This window comes from Phyllobacterium brassicacearum (genome assembly GCF_003010955.1).
In the GTDB taxonomy this organism is placed as follows: domain Bacteria; phylum Pseudomonadota; class Alphaproteobacteria; order Rhizobiales; family Rhizobiaceae; genus Phyllobacterium; species Phyllobacterium brassicacearum.
In genome coordinates this window covers 23,636-41,810 of the sequence record NZ_PGGO01000022.1, presented here as the reverse complement: position 1 = coordinate 41,810, position 18,175 = coordinate 23,636, and the positions used below count along the sequence as shown (strand labels likewise).

23 protein-coding genes are annotated in these 18,175 nt (G+C 57.8%); 10 read left to right on the top strand and 13 right to left on the bottom strand.

Annotated elements, in window-relative coordinates:
• Positions 1–144: 144 nt before the first annotated feature.
• Positions 145–864, bottom strand: coding sequence for a response regulator transcription factor (locus CU102_RS22845; RefSeq protein ID WP_162293175.1), 720 nt, complete (start codon positions 862–864; stop codon positions 145–147).
• A gap of 309 nt (positions 865–1,173) precedes the next feature.
• On the opposite strand from CU102_RS22845, the gene CU102_RS22840 reads away from it, so the two are divergent.
• From CU102_RS22840 to CU102_RS22825, 4 genes are all read left to right on the top strand, one after another.
• Positions 1,174–2,787: a phosphoenolpyruvate carboxykinase gene (locus CU102_RS22840; protein WP_106713390.1), complete on the top strand. Its 1,614-nt coding sequence runs from the start codon at positions 1,174–1,176 to the stop codon at positions 2,785–2,787.
• A 101-nt stretch (positions 2,788–2,888) separates the two neighbouring features.
• Positions 2,889–3,326 carry an alternative ribosome rescue aminoacyl-tRNA hydrolase ArfB gene (gene arfB, locus CU102_RS22835; RefSeq protein WP_106713427.1) on the top strand — a complete coding sequence of 146 codons (438 nt, stop codon included), beginning with the start codon at positions 2,889–2,891 and terminating at the stop codon, positions 3,324–3,326.
• A gap of 107 nt (positions 3,327–3,433) precedes the next feature.
• Positions 3,434–3,892 (top strand): peptidoglycan-binding protein LysM, encoded by a 459-nt coding sequence (gene lysM / locus CU102_RS22830; RefSeq protein WP_106713389.1) that lies wholly within the window; start codon positions 3,434–3,436, stop codon positions 3,890–3,892.
• Positions 3,893–4,002: 110 nt separating this feature from the next.
• Complete coding sequence (locus tag CU102_RS22825; RefSeq protein ID WP_106713426.1) at positions 4,003–4,617, top strand: alpha-ketoglutarate-dependent dioxygenase AlkB family protein; 615 nt, start codon at positions 4,003–4,005, stop codon at positions 4,615–4,617.
• Here the strand turns inward: CU102_RS22825 and coaA are convergent.
• The 7 genes from coaA to hisB form a co-directional block, all read right to left on the bottom strand.
• Positions 4,604–5,560 carry a type I pantothenate kinase gene (gene coaA / locus CU102_RS22820; RefSeq protein WP_106713425.1) on the bottom strand — a complete coding sequence of 319 codons (957 nt, stop codon included), beginning with the start codon at positions 5,558–5,560 and terminating at the stop codon, positions 4,604–4,606. The two genes, CU102_RS22825 and coaA, sit on opposite strands and share 14 nt — an antisense overlap.
• Before the next feature lie 71 nt (positions 5,561–5,631).
• Entirely contained in the window at positions 5,632–5,955 is a 324-nt protein-coding gene (locus tag CU102_RS22815) for a phosphoribosyl-ATP diphosphatase (RefSeq protein ID WP_106713388.1), read from the bottom strand.
• 12 nt (positions 5,956–5,967) lie between these two features.
• Complete coding sequence (gene hisF, locus CU102_RS22810) at positions 5,968–6,753, bottom strand: imidazole glycerol phosphate synthase subunit HisF (RefSeq protein ID WP_106713387.1); 786 nt, start codon at positions 6,751–6,753, stop codon at positions 5,968–5,970.
• Positions 6,750–7,493 (bottom strand): 1-(5-phosphoribosyl)-5-[(5-phosphoribosylamino)methylideneamino]imidazole-4-carboxamide isomerase, encoded by a 744-nt coding sequence (gene hisA / locus CU102_RS22805; protein WP_106713424.1) that lies wholly within the window; start codon positions 7,491–7,493, stop codon positions 6,750–6,752. The genes hisF and hisA overlap by 4 nt, the downstream gene beginning before the upstream one ends.
• The gene (hisH, locus tag CU102_RS22800; protein ID WP_106713386.1) at positions 7,490–8,140 is read right to left on the bottom strand and encodes an imidazole glycerol phosphate synthase subunit HisH; all 651 of its coding nucleotides are present in this window, start codon (positions 8,138–8,140) and stop codon (positions 7,490–7,492) included. The genes hisA and hisH overlap by 4 nt, the downstream gene beginning before the upstream one ends.
• Positions 8,141–8,142: 2 nt before the next feature.
• The gene (locus CU102_RS22795) at positions 8,143–8,649 is read right to left on the bottom strand and encodes a DUF2628 domain-containing protein (protein ID WP_106713385.1); all 507 of its coding nucleotides are present in this window, start codon (positions 8,647–8,649) and stop codon (positions 8,143–8,145) included.
• Between the two features lie 14 nt (positions 8,650–8,663).
• Complete coding sequence (gene hisB / locus CU102_RS22790; RefSeq protein WP_106713384.1) at positions 8,664–9,272, bottom strand: imidazoleglycerol-phosphate dehydratase HisB; 609 nt, start codon at positions 9,270–9,272, stop codon at positions 8,664–8,666.
• Positions 9,273–9,745: 473 nt separating this feature from the next.
• On the opposite strand from hisB, the gene hslV reads away from it, so the two are divergent.
• From hslV to CU102_RS22765, 4 genes are all read left to right on the top strand, one after another.
• Positions 9,746–10,300, top strand: coding sequence for an ATP-dependent protease subunit HslV (gene hslV / locus CU102_RS22780; protein WP_106713382.1), 555 nt, complete (start codon positions 9,746–9,748; stop codon positions 10,298–10,300).
• Positions 10,290–10,826: a GNAT family N-acetyltransferase gene (locus tag CU102_RS22775; protein ID WP_106713381.1), complete on the top strand. Its 537-nt coding sequence runs from the start codon at positions 10,290–10,292 to the stop codon at positions 10,824–10,826. Before hslV ends, CU102_RS22775 begins: the two co-directional genes overlap by 11 nt.
• Positions 10,823–12,127: an ATP-dependent protease ATPase subunit HslU gene (gene hslU / locus CU102_RS22770; protein WP_106713380.1), complete on the top strand. Its 1,305-nt coding sequence runs from the start codon at positions 10,823–10,825 to the stop codon at positions 12,125–12,127. Before CU102_RS22775 ends, hslU begins: the two co-directional genes overlap by 4 nt.
• Positions 12,128–12,289: 162 nt before the next feature.
• A complete protein-coding gene (locus CU102_RS22765; protein WP_106713423.1) occupies positions 12,290–13,255 on the top strand; it encodes a DUF1402 family protein in 966 nt (321 codons plus the stop codon).
• A gap of 65 nt (positions 13,256–13,320) precedes the next feature.
• Here the strand turns inward: CU102_RS22765 and CU102_RS22760 are convergent, their stop codons facing one another.
• The 4 genes from CU102_RS22760 to CU102_RS22745 are packed head-to-tail and all read right to left on the bottom strand — an operon-like array spanning position 13,321 to position 16,059.
• Entirely contained in the window at positions 13,321–13,692 is a 372-nt protein-coding gene (locus CU102_RS22760; RefSeq protein ID WP_106713379.1) for a helix-turn-helix domain-containing protein, read from the bottom strand.
• Complete coding sequence (locus tag CU102_RS22755; protein WP_106713378.1) at positions 13,689–14,243, bottom strand: Smr/MutS family protein; 555 nt, start codon at positions 14,241–14,243, stop codon at positions 13,689–13,691. Before CU102_RS22755 ends, CU102_RS22760 begins: the two co-directional genes overlap by 4 nt.
• The gene (mltA, locus tag CU102_RS22750) at positions 14,240–15,340 is read right to left on the bottom strand and encodes a murein transglycosylase A (protein ID WP_106713377.1); all 1,101 of its coding nucleotides are present in this window, start codon (positions 15,338–15,340) and stop codon (positions 14,240–14,242) included. The genes CU102_RS22755 and mltA overlap by 4 nt, the downstream gene beginning before the upstream one ends.
• 23 nt (positions 15,341–15,363) lie before the next feature.
• On the bottom strand, positions 15,364–16,059 hold the full coding sequence (locus CU102_RS22745) for a Tim44/TimA family putative adaptor protein (protein ID WP_106713422.1): 696 nt from the start codon (positions 16,057–16,059) through the stop codon (positions 15,364–15,366).
• A gap of 179 nt (positions 16,060–16,238) precedes the next feature.
• On the opposite strand from CU102_RS22745, the gene CU102_RS22740 reads away from it, so the two are divergent.
• Positions 16,239–16,724, top strand: a complete 486-nt coding sequence (locus CU102_RS22740; RefSeq protein ID WP_106713376.1) for an FxsA family protein — start codon at positions 16,239–16,241, stop codon at positions 16,722–16,724.
• A 117-nt stretch (positions 16,725–16,841) separates the two neighbouring features.
• Positions 16,842–17,348, top strand: a complete 507-nt coding sequence (gene secB, locus CU102_RS22735; protein ID WP_106713375.1) for a protein-export chaperone SecB — start codon at positions 16,842–16,844, stop codon at positions 17,346–17,348.
• Positions 17,349–17,399: 51 nt separating this feature from the next.
• Here secB and dnaQ read toward each other — a convergent pair whose 3' ends face one another.
• Positions 17,400–18,107: a DNA polymerase III subunit epsilon gene (gene dnaQ, locus CU102_RS22730; protein ID WP_106713374.1), complete on the bottom strand. Its 708-nt coding sequence runs from the start codon at positions 18,105–18,107 to the stop codon at positions 17,400–17,402.
• Between the last annotated feature and the right edge of the window lie 68 nt (positions 18,108–18,175).

The following is an 18,175-nucleotide window of genomic DNA, read 5'->3' as shown; positions in this document are numbered from 1 at the left end:
TCTGCCTCAGAAGACTCATAAATTGCGTTGTCTCATTGCACTCATGCCGCATTGAGACAACTTGTTTTACAGCGGATCACGTGGCTGTGAAAGCAGCGGCACGCTCCGTCTTCAATGTACTAATCAATATCCACCGCAACTATATCACGTTTCGCGGAAGCGATAGCCAACACCGTAGAGCGTTTCGATCATGTCGAAATCGTCATCAACGACTTTGAACTTCTTGCGAAGACGCTTGATATGGCTATCGATGGTGCGATCGTCAACGTAGACCTGCTCATCATAGGCCGCATCCATCAGCGCGTCGCGGCTTTTGACCACGCCCGGGCGCTGGGCAAGCGAGTGCAGGATGAGGAACTCCGTGACGGTCAAGGTCACCGGCTCGCCCATCCAGGTACAGGTGTGGCGCTCCTGGTCCATGACCAGCTGGCCACGCTCGAGCGATTTTGCCTGAGGACTGCCCGGCTTTGCTGCAGTTTCCCGGGCCGCCACGCGCCGCAACACCGCCTTCACGCGCTCGACGAGCAAACGCTGCGAGAATGGTTTGGTGATGAAATCGTCAGCACCCATCTTGAGGCCGAACAATTCGTCGATCTCGTCATCTTTTGACGTCAGGAAAATCACCGGGAGATCGGATTTCTGGCGCAGGCGGCGCAAAAGCTCCATCCCGTCCATGCGCGGCATCTTGATATCGAAAATGGCGAGGTTGGGCGGACGGGCCATCAAACCGTCAAGCGCCGAGGCACCGTCGGTATACGTCTCGACACGATAGCCTTCCGATTCAAGCGCAATCGATACGGAGGTCAGAATGTTGCGGTCGTCGTCGACGAGCGCGATTGTTTGCATTGCGGGTACTTCCCTCATGCCCTGTCTTTCCTTGTGCCATTTACGTCAGTGCTGCTTGTGCGGACAAACTAGGTACAAAATGTGGCACAGATAGCAAGTGATATCATCCTAGCCGCATTTCGCAACTCTTACGCTCACGGAAGAACAGCGGAAATTCTCCTTATTTCAACCGATTTAAAAAATTTTAAATTCTTTAAATCGATTAAACATTTGATACTACTCATTTTTTCTGCTTTTGACCTAGTGTGACCGCATTCCCGCTGGAAGATGCGAAGTGCGGCATAATCTGAGCTTGACCCTTGAACCTTGTTAAACAATGGCGGACACATGACTAGAGAGACCGGTACTCATAACGCGGCGATCGCGCTCGGCACCTCAGGCTTGAAGGGGTTATCGGCGGTCTATTATAATCTGGGAGCCGCAGAGCTCTACGAAGAGACATTGCGCCGTGGTGAAGCCCAGCTGACAGCCCAGGGCGCACTTGTTGCCCGCACGGGTCAGCACACCGGCCGTTCGCCCAAGGACAAGTTTGTTGTTCGGGACGCATCGACGGAAGACCACATCTGGTGGGATAACAATGCCCCAATGTCTCCTGAGGCCTTTGAGTTGCTCTATGCGGATTTCATGGAGCAGGCACAGGGCAAGGAGCTGTTTGTCCAGGATCTGATCGGCGGCGCCGACGCGGACTACAGCCTGAATACCCGCGTCATCACCGAATTTGCCTGGCATTCGCTGTTTATCCGCAACCTCCTCATCCGTCCGGAGCGCGAGACGCTGACAAGCTTCGTGCCGCAGATGACGATTATCGACCTGCCGTCTTTCCGAGCTGATCCGGCACGGCACGGCACGCGCACAGAGACGGTGATCGCCGTCGACCTAAAGCGCCTGATCGTGCTGATCGGCGGCTCCGCCTATGCGGGCGAAATGAAGAAATCTGTGTTTACGGCTCTGAACTACATCCTGCCGGCGAAGGGCGTTATGCCTATGCATTGCTCGGCCAATGAGGGTCCGGACGGTGACACAGCCGTGTTCTTCGGCCTTTCGGGAACCGGCAAGACCACTCTTTCGGCCGACCCAGCGCGGACATTGATCGGCGACGACGAACATGGCTGGGGCGAACACGGCGTCTTCAACTTCGAAGGCGGCTGCTATGCCAAGACAATTCGTCTTTCGGCCGAGGCGGAGCCGGAAATTTTCGCCACGACCCAGCGTTTCGGCACCGTGCTTGAGAACGTCGTGCTTGATGAAAACCGGCAGCCGGATTTCAACGATGGTTCGCTGACAGAAAACACGCGCTGCGCCTATCCGCTCGATTTCATACCCAACGCTTCGAAGACTGGTAAGGCGGGCCATCCGAAAAACATCATCATGCTGACGGCCGACGCATTCGGCGTCATGCCGCCCATCGCCAAGCTGACCCCGGCTCAGGCCATGTACCACTTCCTTTCCGGATACACCGCCAAGGTTGCCGGCACCGAACGCGGCGTGACCGAGCCCGAAGCGACATTCTCAACCTGCTTCGGTGCGCCTTTCATGCCGCGGCATCCCTCGGAATACGGCAATCTCCTGCGCCAACTGATAGCCGACCACAATGTGGATTGCTGGCTGGTCAACACCGGCTGGACGGGCGGTGCCTTTGGTACCGGCAAGCGCATGCCAATCAAGGCGACACGCGCGCTTCTGACCGCTGCGCTCGATGGATCGCTGAAGAATGCCGAGTTCCGCACGGATCCGAATTTCGGGTTCCAGGTGCCGGTTTCGGTACCCGGGGTTGACGGTGCAATCCTTGACCCACGCTCGACATGGGCGGACAAGACCGGATATGACGCCCAGGCGAACAAGCTGGTCGACATGTTCATCCGCAACTTCGGCAAGTTCGAAAGCCACGTCGATAGCGAAATCCGGGCGGCGGCTCCACATACGCCGATCGCCGCGGAATAGTCGCCCACCATTTGAACCAAGAGGCCCCGTTCATGACAACGGGGCCTTTTGCATTTGAGCGGCGCTTTCCGCGAATCAAAGATTGGGCTACCAATCCATGCATGGAAGAGAGCCGCGGCCGGATCAAGATCACCAACCGAATCTCGATCGACGAGGACGATCTGGAGGAAAGCTTCATTCGCTCGGCTGGCCCCGGGGGACAGAACGTCAACAAGGTCTCTACAGCAGTGCAACTGCGGTTTCTTGGCGCGCGAGCCGGGCTGCCGGATGAGGTGTTTGCGCGCCTGGTGAAACTTGCGGGTCAAAGGGCGACCAAAGAGGGTGACATCCTGATCGAAGCCAACCGCTTTCGCACCCAGGAGCGCAACCGTCAGGACGCGCGCGAGCGCATGGTTGCGCTGATCGCCAAGGCGGCCGAACCGCCACCGCCACCGCGCAAGAAAACCAGGCCAACAAAGGGCTCTATCGAACGCCGCCTCAAGGCAAAATCCGGCCGTTCCGATGTGAAGCGGATGCGTGGCAAGGTCAAGGGTGACTAGAAACGGGTTTTGAATATCACGCCCACGCATTAATCTTGTCTTTTCAAGTTCTTCACGGAGTGCCACAACAGCATCTGTCGGTTTAAACAATCAACAAGGAGCCAGACATGGGACTATTTGATTTCGTTAAATCCGTAGGCAAGAAGATCGGCATTGGCGATGATGAGCCAAAGGCCGAAGACCTGAAAAAGGAACTCGATTCGCACAAGCTTGGTACAGAAAACGTCCAGGTGGTCGTCGAGGGCGACAAGGCAGTCCTGAAAGGCAATGTCACCGACCAGGAGATCCTGGAAAAGGCGATCATTGCTGTTGGCAACTCGCTCGGCATCTCGAAGGTCGAGACCGACGAGCTGAAAATCGATAATGTGACCACCGGATCGGTCGCCAAGGCTCCGGTGTTCTATACCGTCAAGAAGGGCGACAATCTGTGGAAGATTGCCGAGGCCCAATATGGCAAGGGCAAGGGCGCAAAGAACACGCTGATCTTTGAAGCCAACAAGCCGATGCTGAGCCATCCAGACAAGATCTATCCGGGCCAGGTGCTGCGCATTCCTGCACTCAACTGATTAGATCCAACCGTCAAATGGCCCGGCGCTGTCATTGCGGCCGGGCCGTTGCCTTGGATTTTGTTCCACGCAATTCCGGACGCAAATCCGTTTTAACAGCTGGTAATTCGATGCTCCTGCTCGCACCCGGCATCCGTTATTTCCCGGATCATTTCAACGCCGCCGCGCAGGCCGCGCTGGTGGAAGACATACGCGCCGTCGTTACCGAGGCACCGCTCTATATCCCGGCCATGCCGAAAACCGGCAAGGAAATGAGCGTGCGCATGACCAATTGCGGCGCACTCGGTTGGGTGACGGACAAGGAACAGGGCTATCGCTACCAGGCGTTGCATCCGGTTACGCAAAAGCCCTGGCCAGCCATTCCACCACGCCTGTTGGCACTGTGGCAGGAGGTCGGCGATTGCCGGCTGCCACCGGAAGCGTGTCTCGTCAATTTTTATTCCGAAGCCGCAAAGATGGGGCTGCATCAGGATCGCGACGAGCAGAATTTTCAGGCACCCGTGGTTTCACTGTCGCTGGGCGACACCTGCCTGTTCCGCTTTGGCGGCATCAATCGCAACGACAAGACCCAGTCACTGAAACTCAAGAGCGGCGATGTGATCGTTCTTGGGGGCGAAGGCCGACTGGCGTTCCACGGCGTCGACCGCATCTATCCGGGCACATCGACGCTTCTGAAAAGTTCGGGCCGTATCAACCTCACCTTACGCCGCGTTACAGTTTCCTGAGGGCGACTTCCTCAATCAGATGATTGTCGCCTTTGCGCAGGATCAGATCCGCCCGCGGCCGCGTCGGCAGGATATTTTCCCGCAGGTTCTTCAGATTGATATTGGCCCAGAGACTTTCACCGATTGCCCTGGCCGAATCCTCCGAAATAGTCGAGTAGCGATGGAAGAACGAGCTCGGGTCCTTGAACGCCGTCTCCCGGAGCCGCATGAAGCGGCTGATGTACCATTTGTGTATCTGCTCCTCGTCCGCATCGATATAGATCGAAAAATCAAAGAAATCCGAGACGAACGGTACCATCTTTCCATCTTCCGGCAGGTCACGGACCTGCAGCACATTGATGCCCTCGAAGATCAGGATATCGGGCGCGTCAACGGTTTGGAACATCCCGGGCAGCACGTCATAGGTCAGGTGCGAATAGAGCGGCGCGTTGACGTTGCGCTGGCCAGCCTTGATCTGCGACAGGAAGCGCAAGACCATCCCGACATCGTAGCTTTCGGGAAAACCCTTGCGCTCCATCAGGCCCTTGGCGCGCAAAACCTCGTTGGGGTAGAGAAACCCGTCGGTAGTGACCAGATCGACCTTCGGGCTCGACGGCCAGCGCGCAAGCAGCTCTTTCAGGACGCGTGCCGTGGTCGATTTGCCGACGGCGACTGAACCTGCGATTCCGATGATGAAGGGCGTCTTGAACGCATCGTCGGTGTTGAGAAACCGGCGACGCTGGTAAAACAGCAACTGGCTTGCTTCCACGTGCGCGGAAAGCAGCCGCGACAGTGACAGATAAATCCGGCTCACCTCGTCGAGGTCGATCGGGTCGCCCAGCGAACGCAGCCGTTTGACCTCGTCATAGGTCAGCGTCATCGGCGTGTCAGCACGGAATTCTGCCCAGCGCTCGGCACTGAAAAACCGGTAGGGCGAAAACTCGCTGGGTGCCAACTGATCCATGACGTCGCTTTCTGTCCCTTTGGCCGCCCCCTTGGCCATTTGCCGTTCAATCGCCGGTGCCTTAAACATGGTCAATCATGTCCACGCGCGGCTTTTTCTTCTAGGCCGGTCTGCGCCGTCCGCCGGTCGAGTTCCTCGAGTACTTCCTCCAGCCCTATGCCGGAAATGCCGAGCACGACAAGAAGATGATAGAGCAAATCGGCACTTTCCGAAACAACGCCCTGCCTGTCCCCGGACACAGCGGCGATGACCGTCTCGACCGCTTCTTCGCCAAGTTTCTGGGCGGCCTTGCCAATGCCCTTGGTATAGAGGCTTGCCGTATAGGATTTAGCGTCAGCGGAAGCTGCACGCTCCGCTACGATGCGCTCGAGATCAGCAAGAGTGAATGCGCTCATTAAGGTCTCCAGTCAGCGGACAGGATCAAGGCGCATCGGAATACCCGCTGCCGCCATGTGGGCTTTTGCTTGTGCGATCGTATAGGTGCCAAAGTGGAAAATTGAGGCGGCAAGTACAGCCGATGCGTGCCCCTCGATAATGCCTTCGACCATGTGATCGAGATTGCCGACGCCGCCCGATGCGATCACCGGCACGCGGACCGCATCTGCGATGGCGCGCGTCACCGGAATATCGTAGCCAATCTTCGAGCCATCGCGGTCCATCGACGTCAGTAGAATTTCCCCGGCACCAAGATCAACCACGCGGCGCGCGAATTCGATAGCGTCGATGCCCGTCGCATGCCGCCCGCCATGGGTGAATATCTCCCAGCGGTCGGTCTCCCCTGTCGCAGACACCTTCTTGGCATCGATCGCAACGACGATGCATTGGTTGCCGAACTTGTCAGCAGCCTCAGCGATGAACTCAGGGTTGTTGACGGCCGCGGTATTGATCGAGACCTTGTCGGCGCCGGCCAGCAATAGCTTGCGGATGTCAGCCACAGTCCGCACGCCGCCGCCTACGGTCAGCGGCATGAAGCATTGCTCGGCAGTACGCGCGACCACATCGAAAATCGTCTCGCGATTGTCCGAAGAGGCGGTGATATCGAGAAAGCAGAGTTCGTCCGCCCCCGCCGCGTCATAGGCCTTGGCAGCCTCGACCGGGTCGCCAGCATCGATCAGGTCGACGAAGTTAACGCCCTTGACGACACGGCCGTCCTTGACGTCGAGACAGGGTATGACACGGGCTTTCAGGGTCATGCGGCGCGCTCCCTTGCCTCGCGCAGCACCTGCAGCGCCTGTGCCGGGTCGATGCGGCCATCATAGAGGGCGCGGCCGGAAATGGTGCCCTCAAGCTTGTGCGCGTCCGGCATCGTCATGCGGACGATGTCCGCAATGGAAGCGAGGCCTCCTGAGGCAATCACCGGAATGGAGACGGCTTCGGCCAGTTGCAGTGTCGATTCCCAGTTGATACCGGCAAGAACGCCGTCGCGGTCGATATCCGTATAGATGATCGCTGCGACACCGGCACCCTCGAACTTCTTTGCGAGCTCGATCACACCCAATGTCGAGGCTTCTGCCCAGCCTTCGACAGCCACCTTGCCACCCTTCGCGTCAATGCCAACGGCGACTTTGCCCGGAAAGCGCTTGCAGGCATCCATCACCAGCGCCGGATCGCGCACGGCGACCGTGCCAAGGATGACGCGCGACAGGCCCCTGGCCAGCCAACTCTCGATATGGTCCAGCGTGCGGATGCCGCCGCCAAGCTGCACGGGATTTTTCGTGGCCTTCAGGATGGCCTCGACCGCTGCGCCATTAACCGACTCGCCGGCAAAAGCGCCATTAAGATCGACCACGTGGAGCCATTCAAACCCCTGATCCTCAAAGGCCTTCGCCTGCGCGGCAGGGTCAGTGTTGTAGACCGTTGCCTGATCCATGTCGCCAAGCTTCAGCCTTACACACTGGCCGTCTTTCAGATCGATTGCGGGAAAAAGGATCACGGATTCCACCTCAGAAAATTGGCGATGAGAGCGAGGCCCAGCGCCTGGCTCTTTTCCGGATGAAACTGCGTCCCGGCCATGTTGTCATTGGCTACGGCAGCGGTAACCGTTCCGCCGTAGTCGGTAACAGCCACCACATCGTTTTCAATCTCGGCGTCGAGAAAATAGGAATGGACGAAATAGGCGTGGAGACCTTGCGGCCCGGTCTCGATCCCGTCGAACAACGGATGTGGACGGTTGAGCCGGATGGTGTTCCAGCCGATTTGCGGAATTTTCAGCGCCGGGTCGGATGGCACCATCTTGCGCACATCGCCCTTGATCCAGTCAAAGCCGGTCGAAATGGTCTTTTCCAGCCCGCGCGACGACATGAGCTGCATGCCGACACAGATGCCGAGAAACGGCCGCGCCTTCTCTACTGCCACCTTATGGATGGCTTCGACCATGCCCTCGACCGCGTGCAGGCCGCGGCGGCAATCTGCATAGGCGCCAACGCCCGGCAGCACGATGCGATCGGCATCTCGTACACGAGCCGCATCGTCGGTCAGATCAATCGTCGCGTTGATGCCGCTTTCCCGCGCCGCGCGCTCGAAAGCCTTGGTCGCGGAACGAAGATTGCCCGAACCGTAATCGATGATGGCAACGCGCATGGTCAATTCTCTCCCCGGTGGCTGACCAGTCCGACCATGCCGCCGATTGCCGGCTGAAACGCGGGCCTCTGGGTGGCCGGGAGCAACGGGCCATCGGACTTGACGCCTGAGGACATGGCAGGTTTCGCTGTGGGCGCGAAATTCGGTCCGAGGAACCAGGCAGTTTCGGCGTCGCCCGCATTGCGGGCATCGACGACAGCGAGTTGTTCAAATCCCCGCCGTTCCAGCGCTGCCGCACGCCAGGCATTTGCCTCGAATCCTACCAGGAGCGACAGCAGTGCCGTTACTAACGCCGCCATGTCCTCGTGTCCGGTGAAGTTGCCCACCATGGAAATGGCGATCGTGGCACCGAGGACCAGCGCTGCCTCAAACCACAATCGATGCACAAGCAGCCAGGGGACCGGCAGGATGAAGGCCAGTGCCGCGAAGCCATCGCGGATGAACACCGTGCTGTCATTGTCCCGCTCGCCGTTCTGCGACCGCGGCGCCAATACAAGGAAACTGGCCATGTCTCAGCCCTCCCTCAGCCGTTCAGGGTGCCCTTGGTCGAAGGGATGGCATCCTTCTGACGCGGGTCGGTTTCCATCGCCGTGCGCAGCGTGCGTGCGACCGCCTTGAAACAGGTCTCGGCAATATGGTGGTTGTTGGCGCCATAAAGATTTGAGACATGCAATGTTATTCCGGCATTCTGCGCCAGCGCCTGGAAGAACTCGCGCACGAGTTCGGTATCGAAGGTGCCGATCTTCGCTGCGGAGAACTCCACGTGCCATACGAGAAACGGCCGTCCCGAGACATCGAGGGCAGCACGGGTCAGGGTCTCGTCCATGGCAAGATCAAGCGACGCATAGCGGTTGATGCCACGCCGGTCGCCGAGCGCCTTGGCGATGGCCTGGCCGATGGCGATGCCCGTATCTTCAACCGTGTGGTGATCGTCGATGTGCAAGTCGCCCTTGGCCTTGATGTCCATGTCGATCAGGGAGTGGCGGGAAAGTTGTTCCAGCATATGGTCAAAGAAGCCGACGCCGGTGGAAATGTCGAATTTCCCCGTCCCATCCAGATTGACCGAAACGGCAATGCTGGTTTCGTTCGTGCTGCGCTCGATCTTCGCGGTGCGTGTGTTGACGCTCGACATTGCTGGTTTCCGCCACTTGCGTTCAGATAGCTTCCAATTGAGGCCTTCTAAAACACGAATGGCGAATCTCCAAATGCTTTAGAGCGGTCTGCAGTCATATTGAACCCGTTCTGTTTCGCGGATGGCGAGACAATCCACGCGGAAGGTGGCGAGCTCGACGTGGTTCATCGGGTGAAGCCGCCTGACAAAGTGGGTGGCCGCCAGCCGGAAACCCGAAGGTGGCCGGGTCAATTTGCTCCAAATCCATCGGTGTTCGGCTTCGTCCGATGGATGAACATCGGCCTCGCCAAACCCCTCGACCTTGAACCAAATTCCCTCGAGCAGGACGATTCAATATGGCTGCAGACTGCTCTCATGGCGCAGCTTTTGGCAACGATTTGCAATTCTCGACCCGCTTCATACATAAGTGTCACAGAAGGGGTTCGATCTGCTGCCATTTGGGGCATAATCGGACCTGCTTGAAGGAGAATCGAATGCAAGAACATAACCCATCCACCATGTATGGCACCACCATCGTCACCGTTCGCAAGAACGGCAAGGTGGTCATTGCCGGTGACGGACAGGTCAGCCTCGGCAATACCGTCATGAAAGGCAATGCCCGCAAGGTGCGCCGCATCGGCAAAGGCAATGTAATCGCCGGGTTCGCAGGCGCAACCGCCGATGCCTTTACCCTGCTTGAGCGGCTTGAAAGCAAGCTTGAGCAGTATCCCGACCAGTTGATGCGCGCCTGCGTCGAACTCGCCAAGGACTGGCGCACCGACCGCTACTTGCGCCGCCTTGAGGCGATGATGCTGGTTGCCGACAAGTCTGTCACCCTTGCCCTCACAGGTACCGGTGATGTGCTTGAGCCGGAGCACGGCGTCATGGCCATCGGATCCGGCGGCAACTATGCACTCGCGGCCGCGCGTGCGCTGGCCGACACCGATCTAAGCGCCGAAGAAATTGCCCGCCGGTCTATGCAGATTGCCGCTGACATCTGCATCTATACAAATACGAGCGTCACACTCGAGAGCCTCGATGCCGAATGACCACAGCTATCATTATCGCTTCATTCCAGTTGAGCCTCGCCACCTGAACATGATTTCGGACTGGCTGGCGGAACCGCATGTAGCGAAGTGGTGGGGCAAGGATCCCGAGGAAGAGATCGCATCGATCGTCGAGCACATGGATAGTGTCTCGGTCGAGCCGTTCATCATCATGCTCGGTGACGAGGCCATCGGTTACCTGCAGACCTACGATCCGCATCTGGAAGATGACCATCCCTACCAGGATCAGCCCACCGGAACGCTCGGGCTCGACCAGTTCATCGGCGAGCCGGATCTGCTCGGTCAAGGTCATGGTCCGCGGCTGATCGACGAATTCGTGTCGCTGCTGTTCGAAGAGGGTGTACCGCGCGTGATCGTCGATCCGGATCCCGCCAATAGCCAAGCGATCAAGGCATACAAGAAGGCGGGTTTCATTGCTTTTGATACCCGCACATCCATTTACGGTCCTGCCCTCCTGATGGCGCGGGACAATCCTGAACTTTGGCCAGATGAAACGAGAATACAATGACAACATTTTCCCCCCGCGAAATCGTCTCTGAACTCGATCGCTACATTATCGGTCAGAAGGACGCGAAACGTGCCGTCGCCATCGCATTGCGCAACCGCTGGCGCCGCCAGCAGCTGGAAGGCCAGATGCGCGAAGAGGTGATGCCCAAGAACATCCTGATGATCGGACCGACCGGCGTCGGTAAGACGGAGATCTCCCGCCGCCTCGCCAAGCTTGCCGGCGCACCGTTCATCAAGGTCGAAGCAACCAAATTCACCGAGGTCGGCTATGTCGGCCGCGACGTCGAACAGATCATTCGCGATCTGGTCGAGGTTGCCATCGGTCTTGTGCGTGAACGAAAGCGCGAAGAGGTAAAAGCCAAGGCGCATGTCAATGCCGAGGAACGAGTGCTCGATGCGCTGGTGGGCAAGACCGCAAGTCCCGCCACCCGTGACAGCTTCCGCAAGAAATTGCGCGACGGCCTGATTGACGACAAGGAGATCGAGGTCGAGATCGCTGATAGCGGTTCGGGCATGCCGTTCGAGCTCCCGGGCATGCCGGGCGCCAATATTGGCGTGCTCAATCTCAGCGATATGCTGGGCAAGGCCATGGGCGGCCGCACCAAGACCGTCAAAACGACCGTCAAGGACTCCTACTCGGTGCTGATCAATGACGAGTCGGACAAGTTGCTCGACCAGGACCAGATCACGCAGGAAGCACTGCGTTCGGCGGAGGATGACGGCATTGTTTTCCTCGATGAGATCGACAAGATCGCTGCCCGTGATGGCGGCGTGGGTGCAGGCGTGTCACGCGAAGGCGTGCAGCGCGACTTGCTGCCATTGGTGGAAGGCACGACTGTCGCGACCAAATACGGTCCGATCAAGACAGACCATATCCTGTTCATCGCATCAGGCGCTTTCCACGTTTCGAAGCCCTCTGACCTTCTGCCCGAATTGCAGGGACGTTTGCCGATCCGCGTCGAGCTGAGTGCCCTGTCACGTGACGACATGCGGCGTATCCTGACTGAACCGGAAGCCAGTCTGCTCAAGCAATATATCGCTCTGATGGCGACCGAAGAGGTCAAGCTCAACATCACTGACGATGCGATCGATGCACTGGCTGACATTGCCGTCGATCTCAACTCGACGGTCGAAAATATCGGCGCGCGGCGCCTCCAGACAGTCATGGAACGAGTACTCGATGACATTTCGTTCAATGCACCGGACAAGTCCGGTTCCGAACACACAATCGACGCCAAATATGTCCGGGAGACCGTAGGGGACCTCGCCAAGAACAGCGACCTGTCGCGATTCATACTCTAAACCTATCCGCGTCTTGTACCTGAAAAACATCACTTAATCCGTGATGCCCCCTCGACCTGCGAGGGGGCATTTTGTATCGGAGCGGCGTTCCAGTCAGGTTTTTCTGGCTTTCGGCGGAGCAAGTCGCTATTCGGAACGCCTGATCGAAACTTTGGGCTAATGATGAACCGCCACCTGATCCTTTTCGCGACGAGTTGCTTTCTGCTCTCAGCCGCCTTGCAACCAGCTGCAGCTGTTACCCTTGTCCCCGAAGGTAATCGCCATACAAGCCAGCCTGGCGTACCTGCAGCCTCCGCCAAGCGGACGCGGGAGATGAACACAACCTATGAAGCGAAGTATCAGAAAATCTACAATCTACTGAAAAGCGATTCCAACCTGCGTTCGAGGATCGCGAGTGTTGCCCGGACCTACGGCATTGATCCTGTTCATATTGTCGGCGCACTCATTGGCGAGCATACCTACAATGTCGACGCCTATGACCGGCTGCAGACCTACTACGTCAAGGCCATTTCCTACGTGAAGCAGGGTCTGAGCTTCGACTACCAGGGTGAAACGATTGGCGAATTCGTCAAGCGTCCGCAGTTTTCCACCTGCGCTCAGTTCAAGGACAGCCTGCGCCTCTGGACATGCCGTGAAGATATCTGGGAACAGGATTTCCGCGGCCAGACTGTTGGCGGCAAGATGTTCCCTGACAATCGCTTCAGCGCGGTTTTCTTCCAGCCGTTCTATGCGGGGCAGAGCTTCGGCCTTGGCCAGCTCAGCCCGTTGATTGCGTTGCAGATGACAGACATGGTCAACCGCTATTCGGGCTTGCCTAAGCTCGATGCCGATCACGCCGCGAACGTCTACAAAACCATCATGGATCCTGACTTAACACTGCCTTATATGGCTGCCGCACTGAAACATTCGATCGATGTTTATCGCCGCGTTGCCGATTTTGACATTTCGGGAAACCCGGGCATCACTGCCACGCTCTACAATACCGGCGGTGCTGATAGCCGCGCCCATACACTTGCTGCTGTCAATGCAGCACGGCTTGTGAGTGGCGAAGAGCCGCAACTTCCGGAAGAGAACTATTACGGCTGGCTGGTCAATGACAAGATCGATCAGTTGCGGGCGCTTTTCTAGAGTCTCTATGTTGCCGCAATTCCTGCCGGAAAACAGGTTCCCACTTTTCCTGGGATTGCGTTAGATCAGCGCTTTCGCCTTTCCGGCAATGATTTGAGTTTTTGAATGAAAGCTTGCGCCGTCTCGGTGTCGATCTCCCCGATCTTTGCGGCGAGAAGGTTGGCAAGTTCCGTGGCCGCAGGCGACAGGCCGCCCGTATCGATCGTTATGCGAGGGTCCGAGATCATTGCCAATCGTTGCAACTCCTCCGCTTCGTCCCAGATGATGTTGAAGTACTGGATGATGCGCTGCAACTTGTCCCAGGTTGGCTGACCGCGTTTGCCATGTTCCAGGGCCGAGAGATAGGCGGCCGACACACCAATCGCCTTCGCCATCTCCTTTTGCGAAATGCCGCGTTCCGTGCGCAGGTCGCGCAGTTTCTCGCCGAAGGGTGTCATGACGCCTCCGGCTGCCGGCGCATGCGCACATAGATCGCACCGGTCCCCCCGTGATTGCGAGCAGCGTTTTCATAGCCATTGACCAGGATGCGAAACGACGGCGTCGTAAACCACATGGGAACCGCCTGACGCAGCACGCCGTCGCTGCCCATGGATGAGCCCTTTCCGGTGATGACAAGAACATGCCGAAGCTTGCGCAAGTGCGCCCGCTGCAGGAAGCCGAGCAGCAAACCATAGGCTTCGCTTTGAGTGAGGCCGTGCAGATCGATCCTGGCCTCGATGACGACACGTCCCTTCGCGATCTTCTTGTGCGTTGGCCGATCGATCGGATGCAGTCGGTGCGCTTGTACGGGCTTTGTTTCAGCCGTCGAGGCAAGCGGTTTCGGATCTTCGGGTGCCGATGGATGCAGTGACGGCTTCTCTTCAGTCTCTTTGCTCAGGAAGACCGGTTTTTCCTTGCCTTTGAGCGGACGCGCTGTCTTTGCCACAGTTTCCCAGAGAATCCGGTCTTCCAGCGTGGCAAATCCGTCTTGTGCAGCCTTCTTCTTCATTTGTCGTTTGGCAGAAGCGAGCGTGGAACCAGCGCATAGAAGTCGGCCTTGTTGCGGATACCACCGGCGATCTCGCCTGCCGCATCGCCCGAACCGGCAAAGAGATCACCCCGGGCCGGGCCGACGATAGCCGAACCGGTATCCTGCGCAATCATCAGCCGGGCAAAATAATCGCCGCCAAAAGCGGTCAGATCTGGCGCATGGATATAGAACGGCGTCCCGAACGTATGCAGCAGGCGGTCGACGGCAACGGATCGTCCCCCGGTCAGCGGAACCTTCGCCGCCGCGATCGGGCCAAGCGAGCGATTCTCGACGTCGGCTTCCCGAAAGAAAATATAAGACCGGTTGTTCCACATGAGCGCCTGGGCTTTCTCCGGATGATCGGCAAGCCAGGCGCGGATCGACTGCATCGACATGTTTTGCGGTGCTATCTCGCCGCTGTCGAGCAGAATCCGGCCGATCCCGGTGAAGCGATGCCCCGTCTTCGCCGCGTAGGTGATGCGGCGCAGACGACCATCGGTCATCTTCAGCCGTGCAGCGCCCTGAACGTGAATGAAAAAAGCGTCGACAGGGCTTTCCACGAACGCCATTTCGAGACCCTGTCCATCAAGCGCGCCGCACTCGATGGCGGGCCGGTCGTAATATTCAACAAGGCCCGCCGGTGTCTGCCGGGCAAAGGCAAAATAGGGGTCAAAGCCCTCCGGCCGGTTGGTGTCATCGATGTCGACAAGATCAGCGGGGCGCCTGAGAAACGGTACCTTGAACCTATCGGTGCGAACAGCGGAGGCCACAACTTCCGGTTCATAAAACCCCGTGACGAATCCGTCTGACGCATGGGTGCTATCAATGAGAGCGGGGCGGAACCACTTCTCGAAGAATTGCCGCGCCTGGCTGTCGGATTCGACCAATGTTTCACGTGAATCAGCAAAGATCGGCGCGAGCGCTTCAAAACTGATCCCGAGAGAACCGGACTTATAGGGCTTCTCGAGCACTCGTTCCGCGGAACGGACGAATGCCCGGAAAGCCTCCACCTGCCTGTCGTTCTCCCAACCGGGACAGTCAGAAAAATCCACCGGTTTGAGCAGGGGCGACAACATGGCTTCTAGGTCTCGATCGGCAATCAATCTTCGGCTTCGGTGGCGACCAACTTCCAGTTCGGGTCCTTTGACCTTGTATCGCGTGCGAAGGTCCAGACGTCCTTGACCTCGGCGACTGATTCCTTGTCGCCATCGATCACTGCGCCATTCTTGTCCAGCGTGGCCGAAATCAGCTCGCTGACGACACGCACCGTCACATGTGCCTCGGTGCCCTTCATCTCCGCGCCTATGATGTCCGCCTTGTTGATGCCGACAAATGACGACTGCACTTTTTCGCCTCGCGACTCCCGGTCGGCAATGGCAGCAACAAAACCATCGTATACTTCCCGGGAAAGCAGGGACTTCAGTGTCTTGCGATCACCATCGGCAAAAGACATGACGATCATTTCATAGGCCATTTTCGAACCATCGAGGAATTTCGCGGGCTCGAAGGACGGATCGGCATACTGGATGGAGCGCAGGCCGTCATTCAGCGGCGTCCCTGGCTTGGCAATCGCATCAACCTTTTCGAAGGTGCTTTCCTTCACTTCCCCGCGGCGCGGCAGGGAGACGACGTTGTCGCCGGGCTTGCTCTTGTCATCGACTTCGGCCGTCCGCGTATAGGGATTGAAGGGCGGGCGTTCGTTACCCGTGCGACGACCGAGGACCTTGCGCAGCTGGAGAAAGATCACCACTGCTGCCACGAAGAAGAAAATCGTTCCGAAGTCCAGATATTCCATGTCGCCTGCCATTCATCCCAGAATTTTGTTGTCGGTCTTCAATCTTTTGTCGAAATACCAAAAACATATAGATTGCCAAGCGCAATCATACAAATGCTCATCTTGCCTTCCTATATAGGCATGAAATTGACGCCGGGTATGGATAATAGCCGGATATCTCCTTCGAAAGGTAAATTAGTTTGCGATCGTCGTTCGTGCCCCTCTTCCTTCTGGCGCTGCCATTTCTGGAAATAGCCGGTTTCATCGTGGTCGGCGGCAAGATCGGCGTCTTGGCAACGCTCGGTCTCGTCATCCTGTCGATCTTCCTGGGCGTGTTCCTGTTGCGTCTTCAGGGTTTTGGCCTCATCCAGCGAATCCGCGAGGAAACGGCGGCTGGCCGTACGCCGAAGCGCGAGCTGGTTCACGGCGTGATGCTGGTCTTCGCCGCGTTCCTGCTGATCATTCCGGGCTTCATCACCGACATTATCGGCCTGCTCCTGTTCATCCCGGCAGTGCGTGATATTGGCTGGCGCTTCATCAGCGATCGCGTGGTTGTGGTCAGTTCCGGCGCTCGCGGTTCGTCACAGCCCGGCTCTACGCGCATCAAGGACCGTGTCATCGAGCTTGATCCGGAGGATTATTCAAGCAAGCCCGATCCGGATTCGCCCTGGAACCCGAAACAATAGTTCCGGGAGGACCTGCGGACGACTCGCGCCTTGCCTCGTCACGGCACACATGCTAGCGAGCCATCATTCATTCGATAACCGTGAAAAGCGGACGCAACAGAAGAAGGTTTCCAGACAATGGCTCAAAAGCCTGATGAAAAGGCCGGGAACGGCAACGAAGCTACCAATGGCGAGGGAACTGCCCAGCAGCAGACGCTGAATATCCTGGCGCAATATGTGAAGGACCTTTCCTTCGAAAGCCCCGGTGCGCCGCTCTCGCTGCGTCCCCGCGACAAGGCACCCGGCATTAGCATCAATGTCAACGTCAATGCCAATCCGATTGCGGAGAATGATTTCGACGTTGTTCTCACGCTTTCGGCCAAGGCCGGTGAAGGCAAGGAAGTTCTGTTCAATGCAGAACTCGTCTATGGCGGCGTTTTCCGGCTCGTCGGCTTCCCGCAGGAACACCTGCTGCCGCTGTTGTTCATCGAATGCCCGCGTCTATTGTTCCCGTTCGCCCGCCAGATCATTGCAGAGGCCACACGCAATGGCGGCTTCCCGCCCCTGATGATCGATCCCATCGATTTTGCGCAGATGTTCCAGCAGCGCATGGCGGAAGAACAGGCCAAGGCCAAAGTCAGCTGAGCTGAGTTCCACTTTGAAAGTGATGAGAAACCCGGAGTGATCCCGGGTTTTTTATTGCAGCGGGATGCGTTCGTGCCAGAGGGCTTTCTCGCCAATCTTGTCCACCAGCTTGGCGTGCGCGAGTTTCTCGGCTTCGGTCAAGCGTGGCCGAAGTGGCGTCGGCCGCCGCGGAATCACGATGAGCCCCGCCGTGTCGGAGGTTTGCTGGTTTCCCGATTGTTCGGCGATCGTCAGGCCCAGAGCCGCCTGCTTGCCGCCGATCAGCTCGATATAGACCTCCGCGAGAAGCTGCGAGTCGAGCAGCGCGCCGTGCATGGTGCGGTGACTGTTGTCGATGCCATAGCGGCGGCACAAAGCATCGAGCGAATTCGGCCCCATCGGATGCTTGCGGCGGGCAAGCGCCAATGTGTCGACAACTCGATCATTGTGGATCGGAGGATGTCCAAGGCGGTTGAGCTCCGCATTGATGAAGCCCATATCGAACATCGCATTGTGGGCGATCAGTTTTGCTCCGTCGATGAAATCGAGGAAGTCATGGAGGACGCCGGCGAAAAGCGGCTTGTCCGCAAGTTGTTCATTGCTGATGCCATGAACGGCCAGCGCATCCGGATGCACCGTTTTTCCTTCCGGATTGATATAGACGTGGAAGGTACGGCCCGTCGGGAAGCGGTTGATGAGCTCGACACCGCCGATCTCGATGACCCGGTCATCCAACCTGTCGAGGCCGGTCGTTTCCGTATCGAATATGATCTCGCGCATGGAATCACCCTTTTGCGCGAGCTTCCACAAATTGGTCAGTCCGGGCAAGAGCAGATGGGGTCTATCCC

Bases quoted from the DNA above. Each gene is read 5' to 3' on its own strand.
- dnaQ (WP_106713374.1), bottom strand. From the start codon at position 18,107: ATGCGCGAGATCATATTCGATACGGAAACGACCGGCCTCGACAGGTTG.
- hslU (WP_106713380.1), top strand. From the start codon at position 10,823: ATGACAACATTTTCCCCCCGCGAAATCGTCTCTGAACTCGATCGCTAC.
- CU102_RS22825 (WP_106713426.1), top strand. From the start codon at position 4,003: ATGCTCCTGCTCGCACCCGGCATCCGTTATTTCCCGGATCATTTCAAC.
- CU102_RS22765 (WP_106713423.1), top strand. From the start codon at position 12,290: ATGAACCGCCACCTGATCCTTTTCGCGACGAGTTGCTTTCTGCTCTCA.
- CU102_RS22840 (WP_106713390.1), top strand. From the start codon at position 1,174: ATGACTAGAGAGACCGGTACTCATAACGCGGCGATCGCGCTCGGCACC.
- hisF (WP_106713387.1), bottom strand. From the start codon at position 6,753: ATGACCCTGAAAGCCCGTGTCATACCCTGTCTCGACGTCAAGGACGGC.
- CU102_RS22815 (WP_106713388.1), bottom strand. From the start codon at position 5,955: ATGAGCGCATTCACTCTTGCTGATCTCGAGCGCATCGTAGCGGAGCGT.
- coaA (WP_106713425.1), bottom strand. From the start codon at position 5,560: ATGGATCAGTTGGCACCCAGCGAGTTTTCGCCCTACCGGTTTTTCAGT.
- hisB (WP_106713384.1), bottom strand. From the start codon at position 9,272: ATGTCGAGCGTCAACACACGCACCGCGAAGATCGAGCGCAGCACGAAC.
- mltA (WP_106713377.1), bottom strand. From the start codon at position 15,340: ATGTTGTCGCCCCTGCTCAAACCGGTGGATTTTTCTGACTGTCCCGGT.
- hslV (WP_106713382.1), top strand. From the start codon at position 9,746: ATGCAAGAACATAACCCATCCACCATGTATGGCACCACCATCGTCACC.
- CU102_RS22755 (WP_106713378.1), bottom strand. From the start codon at position 14,243: ATGAAGAAGAAGGCTGCACAAGACGGATTTGCCACGCTGGAAGACCGG.
- CU102_RS22775 (WP_106713381.1), top strand. From the start codon at position 10,290: ATGCCGAATGACCACAGCTATCATTATCGCTTCATTCCAGTTGAGCCT.
- CU102_RS22745 (WP_106713422.1), bottom strand. From the start codon at position 16,059: ATGGAATATCTGGACTTCGGAACGATTTTCTTCTTCGTGGCAGCAGTG.
- hisH (WP_106713386.1), bottom strand. From the start codon at position 8,140: ATGCGCGTTGCCATCATCGATTACGGTTCGGGCAATCTTCGTTCCGCG.
- arfB (WP_106713427.1), top strand. From the start codon at position 2,889: ATGGAAGAGAGCCGCGGCCGGATCAAGATCACCAACCGAATCTCGATC.
- CU102_RS22760 (WP_106713379.1), bottom strand. From the start codon at position 13,692: ATGACACCCTTCGGCGAGAAACTGCGCGACCTGCGCACGGAACGCGGC.
- CU102_RS22845 (WP_162293175.1), bottom strand. From the start codon at position 864: ATGAGGGAAGTACCCGCAATGCAAACAATCGCGCTCGTCGACGACGAC.
- secB (WP_106713375.1), top strand. From the start codon at position 16,842: ATGGCTCAAAAGCCTGATGAAAAGGCCGGGAACGGCAACGAAGCTACC.
- CU102_RS22795 (WP_106713385.1), bottom strand. From the start codon at position 8,649: ATGGCCAGTTTCCTTGTATTGGCGCCGCGGTCGCAGAACGGCGAGCGG.
- lysM (WP_106713389.1), top strand. From the start codon at position 3,434: ATGGGACTATTTGATTTCGTTAAATCCGTAGGCAAGAAGATCGGCATT.